This window comes from Adhaeribacter terrigena (assembly GCF_016623615.1).
In the GTDB taxonomy this organism is placed as follows: domain Bacteria; phylum Bacteroidota; class Bacteroidia; order Cytophagales; family Hymenobacteraceae; genus Adhaeribacter_A; species Adhaeribacter_A terrigena.
Map to the genome: position 1 here is coordinate 92,454 of NZ_JAEHFX010000008.1, position 20,219 is coordinate 112,672.

At 46.3% G+C, this 20,219-nt stretch carries 18 protein-coding genes; 11 read left to right on the forward strand and 7 right to left on the reverse strand.

Annotation, left to right across the window (positions count from 1 at the left end; translation table 11 throughout):
• Window positions 1–4 precede the first annotated feature (4 nt).
• The 5 genes from I5M27_RS14775 to I5M27_RS14795 all read right to left on the reverse strand — a co-directional run bounded on the left by I5M27_RS14775 (window position 5) and on the right by I5M27_RS14795 (window position 5,577).
• Window positions 5–1,234 carry an MFS transporter gene (locus tag I5M27_RS14775; RefSeq protein ID WP_200507100.1) on the reverse strand — a complete coding sequence of 410 codons (1,230 nt, stop codon included), beginning with the start codon at window positions 1,232–1,234 and terminating at the stop codon, window positions 5–7.
• 173 nt (window positions 1,235–1,407) lie between these two features.
• Window positions 1,408–3,861 (reverse strand): TonB-dependent receptor, encoded by a 2,454-nt coding sequence (locus I5M27_RS14780; protein WP_200507101.1) that lies wholly within the window; start codon window positions 3,859–3,861, stop codon window positions 1,408–1,410.
• A 286-nt stretch (window positions 3,862–4,147) separates the two neighbouring features.
• Window positions 4,148–4,462 carry a hypothetical protein gene (locus I5M27_RS14785; protein ID WP_200507102.1) on the reverse strand — a complete coding sequence of 105 codons (315 nt, stop codon included), beginning with the start codon at window positions 4,460–4,462 and terminating at the stop codon, window positions 4,148–4,150.
• A gap of 74 nt (window positions 4,463–4,536) precedes the next feature.
• Window positions 4,537–4,941 carry a hypothetical protein gene (locus I5M27_RS14790; RefSeq protein WP_200507103.1) on the reverse strand — a complete coding sequence of 135 codons (405 nt, stop codon included), beginning with the start codon at window positions 4,939–4,941 and terminating at the stop codon, window positions 4,537–4,539.
• 231 nt (window positions 4,942–5,172) lie between these two features.
• The gene (locus I5M27_RS14795; RefSeq protein ID WP_200507104.1) at window positions 5,173–5,577 is read right to left on the reverse strand and encodes a hypothetical protein; all 405 of its coding nucleotides are present in this window, start codon (window positions 5,575–5,577) and stop codon (window positions 5,173–5,175) included.
• 258 nt (window positions 5,578–5,835) lie between these two features.
• On the opposite strand from I5M27_RS14795, the gene htpG reads away from it, so the two are divergent.
• A complete protein-coding gene (gene htpG, locus I5M27_RS14800; protein WP_200507105.1) occupies window positions 5,836–7,662 on the forward strand; it encodes a molecular chaperone HtpG in 1,827 nt (608 codons plus the stop codon).
• A gap of 190 nt (window positions 7,663–7,852) precedes the next feature.
• Window positions 7,853–8,545 (forward strand): hypothetical protein, encoded by a 693-nt coding sequence (locus I5M27_RS14805; RefSeq protein WP_200507106.1) that lies wholly within the window; start codon window positions 7,853–7,855, stop codon window positions 8,543–8,545.
• A 59-nt stretch (window positions 8,546–8,604) separates the two neighbouring features.
• On the opposite strand, the gene I5M27_RS14810 is transcribed toward I5M27_RS14805, so the two are convergent.
• Window positions 8,605–10,029: an MATE family efflux transporter gene (locus tag I5M27_RS14810; RefSeq protein WP_200507107.1), complete on the reverse strand. Its 1,425-nt coding sequence runs from the start codon at window positions 10,027–10,029 to the stop codon at window positions 8,605–8,607.
• Window positions 10,030–10,359: 330 nt separating this feature from the next.
• On the opposite strand from I5M27_RS14810, the gene I5M27_RS14815 reads away from it, so the two are divergent.
• Window positions 10,360–11,292: a toxin-antitoxin system YwqK family antitoxin gene (locus I5M27_RS14815; RefSeq protein ID WP_200507108.1), complete on the forward strand. Its 933-nt coding sequence runs from the start codon at window positions 10,360–10,362 to the stop codon at window positions 11,290–11,292.
• Between the two features lie 137 nt (window positions 11,293–11,429).
• Here I5M27_RS14815 and I5M27_RS14820 read toward each other — a convergent pair whose 3' ends face one another.
• Complete coding sequence (locus I5M27_RS14820; RefSeq protein ID WP_200507109.1) at window positions 11,430–11,786, reverse strand: YraN family protein; 357 nt, start codon at window positions 11,784–11,786, stop codon at window positions 11,430–11,432.
• 117 nt (window positions 11,787–11,903) lie between these two features.
• Between I5M27_RS14820 and pgi the strand changes: the two genes are divergently transcribed.
• The 8 genes from pgi to I5M27_RS14860 all read left to right on the forward strand — a co-directional run bounded on the left by pgi (window position 11,904) and on the right by I5M27_RS14860 (window position 20,098).
• The gene (gene pgi / locus I5M27_RS14825) at window positions 11,904–13,556 is read left to right on the forward strand and encodes a glucose-6-phosphate isomerase (RefSeq protein ID WP_200507110.1); all 1,653 of its coding nucleotides are present in this window, start codon (window positions 11,904–11,906) and stop codon (window positions 13,554–13,556) included.
• Window positions 13,557–13,614: 58 nt separating this feature from the next.
• Window positions 13,615–14,592, forward strand: a complete 978-nt coding sequence (locus I5M27_RS14830) for a type I phosphomannose isomerase catalytic subunit (RefSeq protein ID WP_200507111.1) — start codon at window positions 13,615–13,617, stop codon at window positions 14,590–14,592.
• Window positions 14,593–14,631: 39 nt separating this feature from the next.
• The gene (gene lipB / locus I5M27_RS14835) at window positions 14,632–15,375 is read left to right on the forward strand and encodes a lipoyl(octanoyl) transferase LipB (protein WP_200507112.1); all 744 of its coding nucleotides are present in this window, start codon (window positions 14,632–14,634) and stop codon (window positions 15,373–15,375) included.
• Window positions 15,359–15,763: a hypothetical protein gene (locus I5M27_RS14840; RefSeq protein ID WP_200507113.1), complete on the forward strand. Its 405-nt coding sequence runs from the start codon at window positions 15,359–15,361 to the stop codon at window positions 15,761–15,763. The genes lipB and I5M27_RS14840 overlap by 17 nt, the downstream gene beginning before the upstream one ends.
• Before the next feature lie 140 nt (window positions 15,764–15,903).
• On the forward strand, window positions 15,904–16,947 hold the full coding sequence (locus I5M27_RS14845; protein ID WP_234462540.1) for an MraY family glycosyltransferase: 1,044 nt from the start codon (window positions 15,904–15,906) through the stop codon (window positions 16,945–16,947).
• Entirely contained in the window at window positions 16,925–18,121 is a 1,197-nt protein-coding gene (locus I5M27_RS14850) for a DUF4271 domain-containing protein (RefSeq protein WP_317193603.1), read from the forward strand. The genes I5M27_RS14845 and I5M27_RS14850 overlap by 23 nt, the downstream gene beginning before the upstream one ends.
• Window positions 18,122–18,176: 55 nt before the next feature.
• A complete protein-coding gene (locus I5M27_RS14855; RefSeq protein ID WP_200507114.1) occupies window positions 18,177–18,971 on the forward strand; it encodes a uroporphyrinogen-III synthase in 795 nt (264 codons plus the stop codon).
• Between the two features lie 158 nt (window positions 18,972–19,129).
• On the forward strand, window positions 19,130–20,098 hold the full coding sequence (locus tag I5M27_RS14860) for a PorP/SprF family type IX secretion system membrane protein (RefSeq protein WP_200507115.1): 969 nt from the start codon (window positions 19,130–19,132) through the stop codon (window positions 20,096–20,098).
• Window positions 20,099–20,219: the final 121 nt, after the last annotated feature.

Sequence of the window (20,219 nt, forward strand, 5' to 3'; positions counted from 1 at the left end):
ATTCCTATTCGTAGTAATCCAGGTCTTTCCCGAAGCTTTCTTTTAACTGGCTTACCGAAATTAAAGCCAGCGTAATGGTTACGGCCGCCAGAATAATGGCGCTGGTCTGCAACCCGAATCCCTGCCGCATGGCGCTGAAAGCTAAGGTCATGGGCACTACCGAGCCGCGTACAAAATTCGGGACGGTGGTGGCAACGGTAGCGCGCAGGTTGGTGCCGAACTGCTCGGCGGCAATGGTAACGAAAACCGCCCAGAAACCCGAGGTAATGCCCAGCCCGAAGCAAACAAAGTAAAAAATGGGCAGCGAAACGTTCTGGCTCAGGAAAAATACCGCGATCATGGTGGCGCTGGCAAGCAGGAAAATCACCACTACTTTGTTGCGGCTTTTCAGGATCTGGCTTAAATAACCGCTCAGAAAATCGCCAAAGATCAAGCCGAAATAAGAATAGAAAACCGCTTTCCCCGCCGAAACTTCGCCCTGCACGCCTAAACTTCTGCCAAATTCGGGCGAAAACGTAATTAAGATCCCGATCACGTACCACAGCGGAATGCCCACCAGAATGCACATCAAATACTTTTTAAAGCGCTGCCCGTTGGTAAACAAACTGAAGAAATTGCCGCGGCTTACGCCGGTTTCTTGCAGGTTTTTGAACATGCCACTTTCGTAAACGCTCACCCGCAGAAACAAAAGCAGCAAACCCAGGCCGCCGCCAATAAAATACGCGTTCCGCCAGCCAAAAAAATCGCCTACCCAAAACGCCAGCAAAGCCCCGGAAACGCCCACCGTAGCCACGATCATGGTTCCCAGGCCGCGTTTTTCCTTCGGCAACACTTCCGAAACCAAGGTTACGCCCGCACCTAATTCACCGGCCAGGCCTACCCCCGCAATAAACCGTAAAAGGGCATATTGCTCGATATTCTGCACAAAACCGTTGGCAATATTGGCTAAGGAATAAAGTAAGATCGAGCCGAAAAGTACCGTTAGCCGGCCGCGTTTATCACCCAGAATGCCCCATAAAATTCCCCCGATCAGCATGCCCGCCATTTGCATGTTTATGAGCAGCACGCCTTTGTCCAGGTTTTCGGCCGCCGGAATGCCCAGATCGGTTAAGCTTTGCACCCGCACCACACTGAACAAAATCAGGTCGTAAATATCTACAAAGTACCCTAAGGCAGCCACAATTACGGCAGTATTTAAGATTACAGAACGGTTCGTTTTAAAATCTTCGGACATAAATAAAAACGCTAGGAAATTGGGGCTTAAAAGTAACGGCGAAATTGTGGTATTTCAAAATGAGGGGAAAGAAAACAATCACCCCCAACCCTTCCTTTTCAAGGAGGAGCTGGGGGTGGTTGCTACATTATCCGATAAAAGCCCTCCCTGATTCAGGAGAGGGCTGGGTGGGGTTACTTAAAACTCAGCGGCACAATTACTTTAAAGCTCACGTTCCGGCCCATATTGAACACGCCGGGGCGGCCGGTGGCTTCGTTTATGGCGGCGTATTTCAGGCGGCTTAAATGGTGCTGGTAAGCTTTATCGAAAAGATTGTTGGCCGTTAGGTACACAGAAAACAGCGTAGCATTTTTACCGTTCGGTACATCTATTCCTGCGCCCAGGTTAAAAAGCGTGTAGCCGGGCGTAGCGGTTTCGGTCTGGTTGGCGGCATAAAAGTGGTTTTGGGCAAAATAATGTTCCATTTCCAGGCGGGCAAACCAGTTTTTCACCAGGGCATTTTTAGGGCTGAAATCAATGCGGAGCTCCGATTGCAAACGCGGCGCGGGAATGAAGGGCAGGTTGCCGGTAGAATCGGGCTGGTTTAGCTGGCGGCCGCGCACAAAAGAAAAGCTGTTTTCAAAATGCAGCCAGTCTAAAGGGTGCGGGTGCAGATCCACCATAATCTCGCCGCCGAATAAATGCGCATTGCCCTGCGTGAATTTAAAGGTGGGCACCGGTTCTGCTTCATCACTTATAGAATCGCTGCCCAAAACGCTGCGCAGCTTTTCCGGGAAAATGTAGTGCTGAATGTGGTTGCTGAAACCGGTAAGTTCGAAGTTTACGTGTTCGGTTTCCAGGATCAGCCCCGCATCAAGTTGTAAACTGGTCTCGGGTTTCAGATCGGGGTTGCCGATTTCGAACCGTAAGCTGCCTTCGTGGCGACCATTAGAAGCGAGTTCTGCAATATTAGGAGCCCGGAAACCGCGCGCCACATTCAATTTACCGGTAAGTTTTTCGGAAAAATCGTAGGCTGCGCCGGCACTGGCCGAAATGCTGGAAAAGTTGCGTTCGAAGCCCTTGAATTTTGTTTCGGAAGCTTCGGTAGGGTTTTCGGTGGGCGTTTCTTCTTCGGTTAAAAGCAATTCCCCGGAATGTAAATTCCGTTGGTCGAAACGCAGGCCGCCGCTTACGTGCAGGGTAGGGTGGTTGTTGGTAATGAAACCGAAAACGCCCAGGTCGGTGAGGCGGTACTCCGGGATCAGGAATTCTTCGCCTTTGTTCTGGTTATTCTGGTGCATTCCGGATAGGCCGACGGTCGTATTCCAGCCCGAAAATTCGGGTAAGAAATATTTGGCATCGTAGCCCCAGGTTTGCAGATCAAAAATTAAACCGGCGCTTTCCGCTTCGTCGTGTCCGTGGTCATGGCCGTGGTCGTGATCTTCTTCGGCGTGGTGGTGGCCAAATTCCTGCCGCAGGTTGCGTTGCCAGTCCACGTTTAAGGTAGCGCGCGAACGGCCCAGAATAAAGTTATTCTGCGATGAAAACCGTAAATGGTTGATGGTCTGGTAAGGTTCGTGGATGTGGTAGCCTTTCAGGTCTTTGGAAGTTACCGCCACTTCTTTTTCTTCGCCGTCTATTTCAGCAAGTTTTAAGAAGTTGCCCAGAGAGTCGCGTTCGCCTTCCACTAAACCAATTTCCTGGTTGAAGGTGCTGAAATTTAAGTGCGAAAACCCCCAGCTTTTATTAATGCCCACGTAACCGCTGGCGCTTTTTTCCTCGAAACCGGAATTGTACACCTTGCCGTCGTAACGGTTCTGGTAGTTGCCGGCAATTTTGTGGCTCGCGCGCGCTTGCCAGTTAAAGCCGTTCAGGTTGCCCGCGTTGAAAAGCGAATTGCCGATCAGGTTGTTGTTCGTCTGATAATTTCCGGAATAGGAACCAATGATCCTGCCATTCTCTACCGGGTCCGGAGATATAAAATTTATGACGCCGGCCATGGCATCGGACCCATACATGATGCTGCCGGGGCCTTTTACGATCTCGGCGCGGTCCACCGAAAATTCGTCTATTTCAATGCCGTGTTCGTCGCCCCACTGCTGCCCTTCCTGACGCATGCCGTTGTTTAACGTTACCACCCGGTTGCCACTTAAACCCCTGATCACGGGTTTGGAAATGGCTGCGCCGGTGCTGATCTGCGAAATCCCGGGTGTCTTGGCAATGGCATCTACTACGTTGGTAGCAGTGCGTTGCTGAAGTTCGTCGTGGGTAACCACTTCGGTAGGAACCGGGTTCTGGTGCCGTTGCGTAGACGCCGAAACGCCGGTAATGATCACTGCGCCCAGTTCGGTAACCGATGGCGAAAGCGTGAAATCCACCGAGGTTTCACCGTTTATGGTTACGTATTTGGTGATCGCATTATAGCCTACGTAACGGATCTGCGCCAGGAATTTGCCTTTGGGCAGGTTTATTACTTCATACGCACCGTCCACATTAGTAGAGGCACCCTGGCGCAGGTCGGGTAAATAAATGGTGGCGCCAATTATGGGTTCCTGGGTGGTTTGGTCGGTTATTTTGCCGGAAAGGCTGTTTTGCGGAAAGGCCTTTAAAGCGATAAAAAGCAGGATAAATAAGAAAGGGAATTTCATATAAGGTACGTTGCAAAACGCTATGCCCGGAGCACTAAAAAGTGCCGGTAGCGCTTAAAGCCAATAATTAAACTAAATAACAGGAGCCTGCAATGCCGTTTCAAACCAGTTTTTTGGCCTGAAAGCATAGCGTTTTTCGGAAGGAGGAAATGCTGTTTGCTGTTTGCTTGCGTTACCAGGCTAAAAGAAAAATATAGCTTATACGCGCAGCAATACCCGGTTCTTTCAGGATCAAAGCAAGATCAGCAGTTTCCGGCTTACAGGAAAAGCAGGCTAAAAAGAAAATTTAGCTTAATGCGGGCGGGCCGCGAAGGCAAACGTTATTGGGGAAAGTAAATTTCCAGACCGACTGGTAAACAAAAGCATGCACCGCAAATTCCAGTGGCCGGACAAATTTAAAGTGCTGGGTGGCCGGCTGAAAAGGGGCATCGAAAAAATTATCTACCTGGCAATGCGTGTGCTTTACATCGAAGTGCGTTACGTTTTCGTCGTGGGCGCAGGTAGTGTGTTCGTGGCTGTGCAAAGCCAGCACGGCTTCTTCCGGCGCCAGAACGCGGCAGAAAAGCAAGAGCAGGAAATATGCAAGGAATTGCCGGAACACGTTATAATCTTAATACTGGCAGCAAAGATACAAAATTAAGCAGGAATTCCCTTTCAGCTTTTTTACGACGGGCGTTATAAAGCGCTCAGTTGTTGCTCTTCCAGTCTTAAAACATGTTCCTGGAAATAGCCGGGATCCATAATGGTGTCAAAAATTTCGGCCGCCGCCTGGGCGGCAAAGGTGTTCGGAATAGAATCGAAGGTGTGATAGGTGCTGTTGTGCTGGCAATAACCGGTGGCGGTATTCGTATATTTCTGCTGTATCTGGCTTAGCTTTTCCTGAAGCTGTTCAGAGTCTAGGCTCTGAAGCAAACTCTCCGGAATAAACTTTAGATTCAGCGAAATGTATGCATTCCAGTGGCTCTGGTAGATCAGAATGCAGGGAATTTCTAGTTCCGAACAGGCATCGAGCCAGATACTGGCCAGGCGCTGTTCTACACTTCTCTCTTTGCGGATCTGGATATATTTTGAGCTGTGCATCTGATACAACTATCTAAAGTGAATTAACCGAAACCATATCTTTATGAATAAAAATATAGTAATTGTCAGATAAAGGTTTCAACCGGATAATACATTAAAGGTTGTCAATTTATGCCATTTTCAGAAGCGGCCTTTAGGTTATCTCAATATTATCAAATCATAAAATAAAAAAAGTGCAAGTTGCAAAGCGAGTCATATCTCCAGCTGATCTTTCAGGTGCTCCTGCCGCTTTCATGATTTCGCTAACGGAACTGGTTTCAGCGTTTTTTCCGCTGCAGTTTCAGGAACTTCGGCTATCAGGGTTTGGAAAATCTCGGTTGCCAGCGCCTGGGCTTCGCTGCGCGGAATGGCTTCGAAGGTATAATAATAGTCGTTGTGTTTCCAGTAGCCCCGGGCGCTGCCGGTATATTGGTACTGAAGCGCCTGCAACGTTTGCTGGGTAAAGGCTTTTTTTTCTTGGAAGTCCGGCTTTTCGGCTAAGTGTTTCAGGTTGGCCGAAATGTAGGCAGCATTTTCTTCGAGGTAAATAAGGATGCAGGGAATTTTGAATTCTGTGCAGGCGGCCCGCCAGATGCTGGCCAGCCGTTGCTCCAGCGGGCGTTCGTTGCGGATCCGGATATATTTTAAACTAAGCATTAGGGATGGAGGTAAAAGTTTATTCAAATAGTTTTAAGTAAGGTTAAATACCGGGCTGTAATTTTTTCAGAAAGCCTGCTGATGAAAAGCCCCTCACAGAGCAAAAATTAAACCAAAACACCTGCCATCCTGTCATAAATTTCAGGCTGGAACAACTTTTGAAAAGCGGGCTTTGCCGGTTAAGCACTTTTTCAGGCAAAAAGTATAGCGTTTTAAATAAAACATTAGCACATTCATTCATAAGCACATTATAAAATTATGGCAGAAAAAGGTACGATCTCGATCCACACCGAGAACATTTTCCCGATCATTAAAAAATTCCTGTATTCCGATCATGAGATTTTCCTGCGCGAGCTGGTTTCAAATGCCGTGGATGCTACCCAGAAACTGAAGCGTTTATCGGCCATTGGAGAGTATAAAGGCGAAGTAGGCGAAGACCTGAAAGTAAAGGTTAGCGTGGATAAAGAAGCCCGCAAGATCGTTATTTCGGACCGCGGCATTGGGATGACGGCCGAAGAAATCAAGAAATACATCAACCAGATCGCTTTTTCCGGCGCTACCGAATTCGTAGAGAAATACAAAGATAAGCCCGATGCGAACCAGATCATCGGTCAGTTTGGTTTGGGTTTCTACTCGGCATTTATGGTAGCCGAAACCGTGGAAATCGACACCAAATCGTTCAAAGAAGGCACCGAAGCGGCGCGTTGGATCTGCGACGGTTCTACTGAATTTGAAATAACCGCTTCCGAGAAAACCGAACGCGGCACCGATATTATTCTGAACGTAGCCGCTGATTCGGATGAGTTTCTGGAGCCGTCCCGTTTGCGCACTATTCTGACCAAATACTGCAAATTCCTGCCGGTGGAAGTAGAGTTCGAAGGTGAAGTGATCAACAATCCGAACCCGATCTGGACGAAGCAGCCTTCTGAATTAACCGACGAAGATTACACCAAATTCTACAGCGAGCTTTACCCGTTCTCCGAGCCGCCGCTTTTCTGGATCCATTTGAACGTAGATTATCCGTTCAACCTGACCGGCATTCTTTATTTTCCGAAGATCAAGAACGAGTTCGAATTCACCAAAAACAAGATCCAGCTTTACAGCAAGCAGGTTTTCATTACCGACGAGGTAAAAGACGTGGTGCCGGAATTCCTGATGCTGTTGCACGGCGTGATCGATTCACCGGACATTCCGCTGAATGTAAGCCGCAGCTTCCTGCAGGCCGACAGCAACGTGAAAAAGATCAATACTTACATCACGAAGAAGGTGGCCGACAAGCTGAACGAGATCTTCAAAAAAGACCGGGCCGGTTACGAAGCCAAATGGAACGACATTAACGTGTTCGTGAAATACGGTATGTTGAGCGACGAAAAGTTCTATGACAAAGCCAAAGATTTCGGGCTGTTGCAGAATATCGATGGTAAGTTTTTCACGATGGAGGAATACAAGACTTTCGTGCAGGCTAACCAGACCGCTAAAGACGGCAACCAGGTTTGGATCTACGCTACCGACGAAGAAAAACAGCACGCCTTTATCGAAGCCGCCCAGAACCGTAGCTATGATGTGCTGAAACTGGACAGCGTGATTGACAGCCACTTCATCGGATTGCTGGAGCAGAAAGTAGAAAAAACTACCCTGAAGCGCGTGGATTCTGAAACGATCGATAAGCTGATCGAAAAAGATGAAACGAAAGACATGGTGCTTTCTGAAGACGAAAAAACCAAGCTGAAAGAGATCTTCGAAAAAGCCATCGATAACAAGAACATGATGGTTTCCATTGAGCCGCTTTCCCCGGAAGACCAGCCGGTAATCATTACCATGCCTGAGTTTATGCGCCGCATGAAAGACATGGCCAAAACCGGTGGCGGCGGCATGATGTTCATGGGCAACATGCCGGATTCTTATAACGTGAGCGTGAACGGCAACCACCCAATCATCCAGCGCATTTTAAAAGCCCGCGAAGAAAGCAAGGAAAAAATTGCCCGTCAGGCGTTTGATCTGGCTTTACTTTCGCAGAATTTGCTTTCGGGGGCGGCCCTTACAGCGTTCGTGAAGCGGAGCGTGGAGCTGATCGAGAAAGAGTAACCACGTCTAAATCCTCTCCTAAAAACAGGGGAGGACTTTTTCGTAATACCCCATCAAAAAAGTCCGCTGCATAAGCGGACTTTTTTGCTTTAAAAGCATAGCAGTTTTAAGAGGCATTAAGAAGTAATTGGCTGGATTTATTTAGGCAGCAGATATTCCTCTGAGGAAGGCTTTTGCGTTTAACAACGTAATGGGAAATCTGCCTTTCTACATACCGGCGTTCTTCATCCTGACCACCGGCTTAACCGGTTGGTTTTTTTACCGCGCCACGAACCGTTCCCGCGTGGCTTTAATAATTGCGCTTTTGTTTTTGGTAATTCAAATGGCGCTGGCTTTAACCGGTTTTTTTGCCGTTACCCATACCGTTCCGCCCCGGTTAGTATTGCAGGCGCCGCCCGTAGTGTTGTTTATTATTTCCTTTTTTTTTTTCACCAAAGGGAAGCAATTTTTAGACAGCCTCAATCTGAAATTTTTAACTTTACTGCACATAGTAAGAGTGCCGGTAGAACTGGTTTTGTACTGGCTTTTTCTCTATAAAGGCGTGCCCGAACTGATGACGTTTGAAGGCCGGAATTTTGATATAATTTCCGGGTTAACGGCGCCCCTGGTTTATTATTTTGCCTTCGTTAAAAAGAGCCTGAGCCCGAAGGTAATATTGATCTGGAACTTCGTTTGTCTGGGTTTGCTGTTCAATATTGTGATCAACGCAATCCTTTCCGCGCCAACACCAATTCAGCAGTTTGCTTTTGACCAACCGAATATTGCCATCCTGTATTTCCCGTTTGTCTGGCTGGCTGGGTTTATTGTTCCGGTAGTGCTGCTGGCGCATTTGGCGGCCATCCGGCAACTGCTTTCAGGGAAAGACCTGGATCTAAAAAACTAAAAAAGTAGGCCTGATCAGATTGTTCAGGCTTACTTTTTTATGATCAAACCATAGCATTTTTAGATCTTCACCCTTTTCCACCTTCCTTTTTTAAAGAGAATAATGCCGGCAATGGTAATAGAAGTTTCGGCAACCGGAATAGCAATGAACACGCCCGTTGGACCAAAATCCATTCCTTTGGCCAGGAAATACGCCAGCGGGATCTGGAAAAGCCAGAAGCCGAAAAAGTTTACCCAGGTTGGAGTCCAGGTATCGCCGGCACCGTTGAAAGCGTTGATTAAAACCATGCCGATGCCGTAGAAAATATAGCCCACGCTCATGATTCGGATGGCCTGAATAGCGACTTCCTGCACCTGTACATCGTTGGTAAAGAAAGCAACGAAAATGTGCGCGCCGCTTAAACTCAGCACCGTAATTACGGCCATGAAAATGACGTTGTATTTCGCGGTCGTTATCACCGAATCTTCGGCCCGTTTTATTTGCTGCGCTCCAAGATTCTGACCAACCAGCGTAGCCGCGGCATTGCTCAAACCCCAGGCCGGCAGCATAAAAAACATCAGCAAACGCAAGGCTGTCTGGTAACCCGCTGAGCCGTGGTCGCCGCCGGTGGTCGCTACCAGTTGCGCCAGAAAGATCCAGCTGCAGGAAGCAATTACGAACTGCAAAACGGCGGGCGCGGCCACTTCAGCAATGGCTTTTATCTGGGCCCAGTCGGGAATGAAATGCGAAAAGTAGATCTTCAGCAAATGCTTCCCGTTGAATAAATGGTAAAGTTGGTACGCTACCCCCAACCCTCTTCCCAGGGTAGTAGCAATGGCGGCGCCGGTTAACCCAAACGCCGGAATGGGACCGAGGCCGTTGATGAAAATGGGGCAGAAAATAATGTTGGCTACGTTCGCAACCGTTAAGCTTTTCATGGCAATAGCCGCGTTACCGGCGCCCCGGAAAATCCCGTTTATCAGAAACAACAGCATAATAAAAATGCTGCTGCCCATCATGATCTGCATAAACAGCGTGCCATGCGCGGCAGCTTCCGGCGAAGCGCCCATTAGGAGCAGGATTTCGTTTGCATAAACCACGCCGAAAATGCTGATCACTACATTTAAGCCGGTTGCAATGAGAATAGCCTGCATGCCGGCTTTGGCGGCGGCGGCATAATCTTTTTCACCAACCCGCCGCGAAACCATAGCCGTGGCCGCCATGCTGATGCCAATGGCCAGCGAATAAATTACCGTCAGGACCGATTCGGTTAAGCCAACGGTTTGAATGGCGAAGCTGCTGTTGTGCAAATGGCCTACAAAGTACAGGTCTACCAAAGCAAACACCGATTCCATCACCATTTCGAGCATCATGGGAATGGCCAGCAAAATTACAGCGCGACGGATGCTGCCGGTAGTAAAATCTTCTTCGCCGCCTTGCAGCGCCTGTTTTATTATGGAAAATAGGGAAGGCCGCTTCGTTTTAGAAACTTCAGTAAAAGACATGTTCGTAAAAATTTATGATCGCAGAAAATACCGGGCAGCGTTTTCAGATAAGCTGCCTGTTTTTAAAAATAAGAAGAGAAGTGCCCTGGCTAACGGATGCGGGCGGCGGCTAAAACAATCATAAAATGTAATGTCTGAAATGCAAATTTATGGAATTAAAATGCAAAGATTAACGAGGTAATGAAATTTTCTGTTTCAGGTTTATGCGTTCCCGGTATTTCTTCTCATAAAGAATAATAACAAACTTCGCTAAACAACGTTTTTGCCGGAATACGAAATATTGCCATCTTTACGTTTTAGCTCTTAGCTGATTATTGAATTTTCCTGCCAATGCGTTTAGTTTTTCTGAATAAAATAATACCGTTTTTTTTCCTGCTGAGTATGGTTGCCTGTTCGCAGCGCAATTACAACGTAGATATGAAACCCAAGCCGGAGCCTAAACCCGGAGAGGTAAAAAATGCAACGGCCCCAGCCGGAGCCAAACCCGATACGCTGGTAAAAGCCACGCCGCAGGATTCGGTAAGGCAGGCGGCTGAAGCGGCGGCGCTTGCCGGAGCAAAAAGCACGGTTAAGGAAGAAAAGAAAACTAAAAAGAAAAAGAAGGTTTTTCTGGGCTACCGCATTAAAAAAGGCGTGGCACGAAGCGGTTCCGGCAAAGGCGCGGTTACCGAAGTGTTCCATTACCTGCGCACTTACAAAGAACCCAGCGCTTATGCGCCGGCCAAATACTATTACAATGTCCGCCGCCGGAAGATCTTCAAAGGCCGCACCATCGATCCCAAAGTTTCCAAGATCCTGCACGGGCATTATAAGAAACTGCAGAACGGGAAAGTGCTTGAAGAAGGTTATTTTTACGTCGGAACCAAGCATCTGCGTTGGGAAAAATATAACCGCGACGGCCTGCTTTTAGGCAAAACGCATTTCGAGAAAGGCTTCCCGCGCGATGCCCAGATCACGTATTACGATGCTGCCCAGCAGAAAGTGAAAGAAGTTATTCCGTATATGAACGGCGAAGTGGAAGGCGATTACGTGAAGTTCCGGCCCGATGGTCTGCTGGAACGGGAAGGCCAATACGAAAAAGGTAAAAAAGTGGGTTCCTGGATTGAATTCTGGCCTTTCCGGAACCGCAAGCGCTACGAATATAAATATCCGGAATCGGCCTACGACGAACCTTTCGAGCCTTATTTATACCGCGAGTGGAACAAAAATAACTCGCTGATCTACCAGAAAGGAAAACTCGATAAACGCGACCAGCAGAAATAATGCAATTGTTAAATTGCTACCTTGTTCCATAGTCCGGGATTGAAATACGGTCGTAAAAAACGCTATGGTTTCAGCTCTCAAAAGTCTTCATATTATTACAACATAAAATTCTTTAAACATTTCAGCTGCTTAAGAAGTTAATGAAAAGCATCTTCAATGTGATGAATATTGAAAGTGCCTTTGCCCATAGCCGTTACTGAAATAATATCGAAGCGGATGTCGTGAAGCCAGTTCTGCTGAAAAATGTATTCGTCGGCAGCCATCAGAAAAAGTTCGATCTTCCGGGGGCTGACAAATGTTTCCGGGAAACCAAATTTATCGGAACTGCGGGTTTTTATTTCGACAAATACCAGTAAATTATCTTTACAGGCAATCAGGTCAACTTCGGCTTTTTTATATCGGTAATTTTGTGCCAGAATGCTAAAGCCTTTATTTATCAGGTGGTTAGCTGCGAGCGTTTCACCAGTCGCGCCTAATTTATGATGTTCTGCCATGCGGTTTAGTTTTTTAACTTTATCTTCAACCTCGTAGCCAGCCAAACTGGTATACGCAAATTACGTAGCGTTATGTCCATGATAGTTGCTAATTTTGCTGATACACAAGAAAAACGCATGCTGAAAAACATAGATCCTGTAGAGACCCATGCCTGGGAAAAATTAGGGCATTGCTATGCAGCATTAAAAGACCAGCATATCAAAACGCTTTTTGCGGAAGATCCGGGCCGTTTTGCTACCTTCTCTGCCCGCTTCGAAACCATGCTGGTAGATTATTCAAAAAATCTGCTCGACGAAGCAACCCTGCAAGCCTTGCTCGAACTGGCCCGGGAGTGTGAACTGCCCGATGCCATGGAGAGAATGTTTGCCGGCGATAAAATAAACAAGCTCGAGAACCGGGCCGTTTTACATACAGCTTTGCGCAACCGTTCTAATGAACCGGTAATGGTAGACGGTCAGGATGTAATGCCCGAAGTGAACCGGGTGCTGGAGCAGGTAAAAAAATTCTCCGAAAGCATCATAAATGGTAACTGGAAAGGCTATACCGGCAAACCCATAAAGTCTATTGTGAACATCGGCATTGGTGGTTCCGATCTGGGGCCTTATATGGTAACCGAAGCGCTTAAGCCTTATAAGCAACCGCATCTCGAAGCTTTTTTTGTTTCCAATATCGATGGCACGCATCTGGTAGAGGTGCTGAAAAAAGTGGATCCGGAAACCACGTTATTTCTCATTGCTTCCAAAACGTTCACCACCCAGGAAACCATGACCAATGCCGCCTCGGCTAAAAAATGGTTTCTGGAATCTGCCAAAGTTGAAAAAGAAGTAGCCAAACATTTCGTAGCCATTTCTACTAACCTGGAAGCTGTAAAAGCCTTTGGCATTGCCGAAGAGAACATGTTTGTTTTCTGGGATTGGGTGGGCGGCCGTTTTTCATTGTGGTCTTCCATCGGGCTTTCCATTGCCTGTATGTTGGGCTTTGAAAATTTCGTACAATTGCTCGAAGGCGCCCATGCGATGGATAAACATTTCCGCGAGACCGAGTTTAGAAACAATATTCCGGTATTACTGGCACTGATCGGTATCTGGTATTCCGACTTTTTTAACGCCTGCACCGAAGTAATTCTGCCCTATAACCAATACATGCACCGTTTTCCGGCTTATTTCCAGCAGGCCAATATGGAAAGCAACGGCAAGTCCGTAAACCGGAACGGTAGGGAAGTAGGCTATAAAACTGGCCCGATAGTGTGGGGGGAACCCGGCGTAAACGGGCAGCACGCTTTTTACCAGCTTATTCACCAGGGCACGCATCTCATTCCTGCCGATTTTCTCGTGCCCGCTATCAGTCAGAATCCGCTGGGTGAACACCATGAAATCCTGCTTTCCAATTTTATAGCCCAGACCGAAGCCTTAATGAATGGCAAAACCATGGAAGAAGTTACCGAAGAACTTCGGAAAGAAGGAAAAACGGAAGAAGAAATAGAGGAACTGGCGCCTTTCAAAGTTTTTCCCGGCAACAAACCAACCAATTCTATTCTGTTTAAAAAGCTCGATCCGCGTACGCTGGGCAGTTTAATTGCCATGTACGAACATAAAATATTTGTGCAGGGCGTTATCTGGAATATCTATAGCTATGACCAGTGGGGCGTGGAATTAGGAAAACAGCTGGCCAAAAAAGTGCTTCCGGAGCTACAAAATGAAAAAGAGATCACCTCGCACGATGCTTCTACCAACGGGCTGATAAATGCCTGGAAAACCATGCGCCGGTAGTTTTAGCCGCCGTTTAAAGATAAAATAATGCGCTCCGGCGTTGTGTTGATTAAAAGAAATGTCCGAATTATATCCGCTGAAATTTAAAACCATATTCAAAGAAAAGATCTGGGGGGGAGAAAAAATCAGAACCGTACTCCATAAAGAGTTCGCTCCGCTAAAAAACTGCGGCGAAACCTGGGAGATTTCCGGCGTGAAAGAGAATGAATCGGTAGTGGCGGAAGGGCCTTTGGCCGGCAAAACCCTGTCGGAGCTTATCAGAAACTACAAAGGCGAGTTGCTGGGCGAGAAAAATTACGAAAAATCCGGCGACGAATTTCCGTTGCTGGTAAAATTCATCGATGCCAACGAGGATCTTTCTATTCAGGTGCATCCCAACGATGAAATTGCCTGGAGCCGCCATAAAAGTCTGGGCAAGACCGAAGTCTGGTACATCATGCAGGCTGACGAAGGCGCTACGCTGATCAGTGGCTTTAACCGCGAAATGGATGAGCCAACCTATTTGAAACACCTGGAAGGAAACCGCCTGGGTGAAATCCTGAACAAGGAAGACGTGAAAGCCGGCGATGTGTTTTTTATTCCCGGAGGCCGCGTACATACCATTGGCAAGGGTTTGCTATTAGCTGAAATTCAGCAAAGCAGCGATATTACCTACCGCATTTACGATTTCGACCGCACCGATGACGAGGGTAACAAACGCGAACTGCATACCGAAGAAGCCTTGGCCGCGATCGATTACCAGCATTATCCTTCCTATAAAAACACCTATCAGGATGAATTGAATAAGCCGGTTGAACTGGCGAAAAGCAATTATTTTACCACCAATTTATTGCACCTCGATCAGCCGCTAACCCGTGATTATACCCTTCACGATTCGTTTGTGATCCTGATCTGCGTGCAGGGAAAAGCGGTTTTGCAGTATAACGGTACGGAAATTGCCCTGAAAACCGGCGATTGCTATTTATTGCCGGCTGCCATTAAGCAAATAACCATCAGGCCTTTAGAAGAATTTAAAATGCTCGAATGTTTCGCGTAACTTTGCAAACGCAGATATCTTTCCAGAAGCCCCTACACCGTGAATCATACCTTAAATAAAGAAGTCAACTTCATCCACCTCGGCACGATAGATTATCAGGAAGCCTGGGATTTTCAGGAAAAGCTCTTTGCTGAAAGCCTGGAACTGAAGACCTATAACCGCAAAACGGTATCGCCGGAAGAAGAAAAAGTAACGCCCAATTACCTTATTTTCTGCCAGCACCCGCATGTTTATACCCTGGGCAAAAGCGGTTCGGAAAATAACCTGCTTATAAACGAGGCTTTTCTGAAACAAAAAGGCGCTACATTTTATAAAATTAATCGCGGCGGCGATATTACGTATCACGGTCCCGGGCAGCTGGTTGGTTACCCGATCTTCGACCTCGATAATTTCTTCAACGATATTCATAAATACCTGCGTTTGCTGGAGGAAGCCGTAATTTTAATGCTGGCCGAATACGGAATAACGGCCGGCCGCATTGCCGGTTTAACGGGCGTGTGGCTCGATCATGAAGCGCAGAAGCAACCCCGCAAGATCTGCGCTATGGGCGTGAAATGCAGCCGCTGGGTAACCATGCACGGTTTTGCGCTTAACGTAAATACCGATCTGGAATATTTCAATTACATTGTGCCCTGTGGGATAACCGATAAAGCCGTTACCTCTATGCAGAAAGAACTGGGCCGGGAAATACCCATGGCAGAGGTAGAAGAAAAACTATTAAATCATCTGTCGCAACTTTTCGAAGCGGCCCTGCATATAAATGCTGATGAAAGCGCATATTAATTTTGAGCCGGTAGAAGGCGTAGCCATTGCTATTGCCGTAGAGCAGAATGAAGTAGGGGAAGATCTCTGGAATGTGTTTCTGCTGAACAATAATCCTTATTACCTCGATAACGTATTAGTGGCTTCTAAAGGCTACGGCATACACGAAGGCGTGGAAGTGAAAACCTCGGTGCTTCGCCACCTGTTCGAGCAGGTTCCGCCCAAAAGTGCCGTAAAAGTAGAACCCATCGATCCGGCCATTTTTCATATTACGAACGAATACTGGGTTAGCTATTACGTGGGCGAAAAGATATTCGATAAGAAATACATATTTGTGCCGGAATCTATCATTGCCGAAAACCTCGTAGATATTTCGCTTTTGAATGCCAAAGGAATTTTGCATTACTAAAAAAAACGCTATGGTTTTTGCTTGAAAAAGTAGTTTAACCTGCGTATGGATCACAAAACTTTGCCAAACCGCCACAGATAAAAAAACAACCCGGAAGTAGGAAAAGGAAGTAATTTTTTTACTTTTGCGTAGCACACACCATGATTATCCCGATCAATTATCTTTTATCGTTCAGCTGGGCTTTCCTGATCGCTATTTTTGCCGTGCCATCCATTATTTACGTGGCACACCTCAAAAATATTCTCGATCAGCCCAACCTGCGTACCGTTCACGAGTCGCTTACGCCGCGCCTGGGTGGCGTAGCCGTTTTTGCGGGTTTTACTTCTGCGCTTACCATTTTCGGCGACTTGGGTAACGGCGTACAACAATTGCTGGCCGGCTGTATCATCCTGTTCTTTATCGGTCTGAAAGACGACCTGGTAACCATTTCGGCATTCAAGAAATTTGTAGTGCAGCTGCTGGCCACCGGCATTGTCATGTTCATGGCTAATATTCGCATAACCAGTTTTCAGGGCGTTTTCGGTATCGAAACCCTGCCGATCGGCATGAGTTACGCCTTTACTTTTCTGGTTATTATCGGGGTTACTAATGCTATTAACCTGATAGACGGTTTAGATGGTTTGGCAGGCACGATCGTAACCATTATTGCGGCAACGCTCGGGTGGTATTTTTACCAGTTCGGGGGCGAAAAATTCGGGAATTATGCCATGGTATCGCTTTGCCTGGTAGGCGGCTTGCTGGGTTTTCTGCGGTACAATTTTCATAAAGCTACCATTTTTATGGGCGATACCGGCTCGCTGGTCTGCGGCTTCATTATTTCAATTCTTACCATTCAGTTCATCGAAATGCGGGCCGTAGATTCTGCTCCTTCGGTTGCGTTAGGTATTCTTTTTATTCCCCTTTTCGATACGCTTCGGGTTTCGTTTATCCGGGTTATGAAAGGCATGTCGCCGTTTGCACCCGATAAAAACCACATTCACCACCGCATTTTAGCTATGGGTTTCCGGCAGATGAGCACCGTTTTGTTACTTGGTTTTATTAACGCCATTGTAATTCTGTTTGTGCTGAGTTTTTCGGATTGGGGAAATTTATACCTGCTCTCGGCTTTATTGGCCTTCTCGCTGGTTTTAAGTTTGTTTCTGGGTGTTTACAAAGCAAGAGGTGCGCAGACCATTGCTTCTTAATAAAGTTGCAGGCTGGCTTTTAACGGCTTTATTGGCTTTTAAAGTAATCCTGCCGGTTCAGGCGCAAACTCCCGATCGGAAACCGGTTGCGGTAACATCTACCAATACGCTTTCTTCAGACTGGCTGGTTTACGAGGGCAGCAAAAAACAATTGGTGCCCTTTGTGCCCGCTGATAATGCCGGCAAGCGGGCGTTTTATCAATGGGTGCGCCTCCGGCCCGGTTATCCTTTCGAAATTACGTTTCCGGCAAGTCGCGGTCTTTCGCTTTTTTTAGATAACCGCCTCATTTTTAAGGCCGACTCTACTGCTAATTATACTATTAATTTAACCGGAATAATTAGCTTACCGGCGCAGGAAAAAAAGTATTTGCTGGCTGTCTGGAGCCCGGATGTTTTGCCAAAGCTATCAGATTTTAAAAATCTTTCCGAAGAAGAATCTTTAAACGCCTTGGCTGGTGCCACCGCCGAACCGATTAAAAACAAGCCCCGCGCTACCCTTAATCAAAACGCCTTTATTTTATTTTTACTCCTGATCGGGTTGATCTACGGGAGTTTACGTACGAGTTTTTCAACCGATTTTAATAGCGTTTTCCGGGTTGGGAACTTGTTTCGGCAAACTTCGCTCGAAGAAGGTTTTCTGGCCAAGCCGATCAGTAGCTGGTCGAGTATTTTGTTTGTGGTTGCTTTTTCATTGTCGTTTGCCCTGCTCATAGTAGCCATTCATACCAATATTCAGAACAGCTTTATCTTTAACCGCATCTTCTGGGTTTCAGAATCTGATATCACTTCCCGCATTGCTTACTACGCCATTATTATTTTCGGCTTTATCTTTCTGAAATTCCTTTTCCTGCAACTCATGGGCTATATTTTCGATCTTTCAGCCCTGGTGTTAACCCAGTACCGCGAATTTCTGCGCAGCATACTTTTTATGGGCGTTTTCCTACCGTTTGTCATGTTGCTTTATCTGGCCTTCAATGCCACGCATTCCGATACTGTTTTACTGATTTCTACCCTGGCGGTATCTACCTTGCTGATCGTAACTACGTTACGGATCGTTTACACCTTAAATAAAAAAGCCTCCCTTCGAAACCTGCATTTATTTTCGTACATTTGCGCCACGGAAATAATACCCCTGTCTGTTATGTTAAAATTGATCATATTTAACTACGCTTAAATATGGCTTTATAACAAACCGGTTCTTTCCGACTGATCTAACATTTATAAGAAATATGGCTGAGAGTAAAGAAAAGCTGGGAGTGAGCAAAAACGCGAAGAAGATCCAAAGCATATTGGTTACCCAACCAAAACCTACCAACGATAATTCTCCATATTTAGCAATTGCCAAAAAATACGGGATTAAAGTTGATTTTCGGGAGTTTATTCAGGTAGATCCGGTACCTTACAAAGAATTCCGGAAGGATAAGATTAATTTACTGGACTATACGGCCATTATTTTTACGAGCCGCAATGCCGTAGATCATTTCTTCCGGATCTGCCAGGAAGCAAAAGTGGAAATGCCGGCCGAGATGAAGTATTTCTGCATTTCGGAGCAAACCGCATATTACCTGCAAAAATACATTGTGCTGCGCAAACGTAAATTGTTTACCGGCGAAAAAACCGCTACTGATCTGTTCGAGATCATTAAGAAGCATAAAAATGAAAAGTTTTTGTACCCTTGTTCTAACATCCGCAAGAATGATATTCCGGATTTTATGGCAGCCAACAATCTCGATTTTACCGAAGCAGTAATTTACAAGACCGTAGCTTCCGATCTTTCGGACCTGGCAGAAGTAAAATATGACTGTATCGCATTCTTTTCGCCATCCGGTATTAGTTCGCTTTTTATAAACTTCCCGGATTTTGTGCAAAACAATACCCGCATTGCTGCTTTCGGTCCTACCACAGCCCAGGCAGTGCGCGATGCCGGCCTGGAATTAGATATTGAAGCGCCGATGCCAAATGCTCCATCTATGACCGGCGCGATAGAATTGTACATTCAGAAGCAACAAAGTGCCAAGAAATAGGATTAAAAAACGGTAGCAGTATTCCATAAAAAGATGTTCAAAAAAAAAGAGCATCTTTTTTTTTTAGCTTTTGCTTTTGAGCTAAATTTATTTAAATTTGAAACCACTATACCACTGGTAGTCAGCTAAAATAAATTTTAAACCTTTTTCCCTGTTCTATGAAACGATTTTTATACGCGGTTTTCTTTTTCTCTCTGTTAGCAGGTGGCAGTGCTATGGCGCAGCAGAAGCCACAGTTCAGCCATTACGGTTTTAATGGAATGTATTTAAGTCCCGGCTATTCCGGTATGAGAAATGCTACTGAATTCAACATGATCGGGAGATACCAGTGGTTTAACTACGATGGCGATTTTGATGAAGGTGGTTCACCGAAAACGGCGCTTTTCAACGTTTCTATTCCGGTTCGGGCTATTAAAGGTGGCATAGGTGTAAACCTGCTTGCTGAAGAATATGGCGCTACCAAAGTAAAGACTGGTTCACTTTCTTATGCTTATCATCTGGCATTGGGTAGTGGTAAACTGGGTATTGGCGGTCAGGCAATTGTAACCAACCTTTCTAAAGGCGATTATCGCTACATGGATGCTGGTGACCCGCATATTCCGTTCAACAGCAACGATACTAAATTTGACCTGGGAGCAGGTTTGTGGTACCAGGCCGATAAATATTATGTTGGTGTAGGTGCTGATAACTTAATGGGTAGCAAATACCAGTTCGAGGCAGAAAAAGTTTTAGGTAAAGATGGAACTGCATCCCTTACTTCCGCCCGTCACTTGTACTTGACAGCTGGTTACGATATCGATGCTTCAGCATCTGTGGTAGTAACGCCAACTGCGCTCGTAAAATACGATCTGAACAGCGACCCTTCATTTGATCTGGGTGCCCGTGGTACTTTCAATGGAAAATACTGGGTTGGTTTGAATTATCGTCATCAGGAAGCTGTAACCGGTATGGCTGGTATCAGCTTTATGAAAGATAATGCTATTCGCTTAGGCTATGCTTTCGACCTTACCACTTTCGGAGAAGAAGCCAAGGAAATGGGCTCACACGAAATCATGCTGTCATACAGAATTCCACAGTCTCCGCTGGCTACCAAGCCGGCAATCAGAACGCCACGCTACAGCTTCTAATACGCTGTCTGCAACAACGCTTTCTACCGATCATATTAATTTGTGTTAAGGAGTCTATAATAAATAGCACTTAACTGCGTTTTTAAAATAATTTTTAGCATAAAGGGCAATTACTATTGTA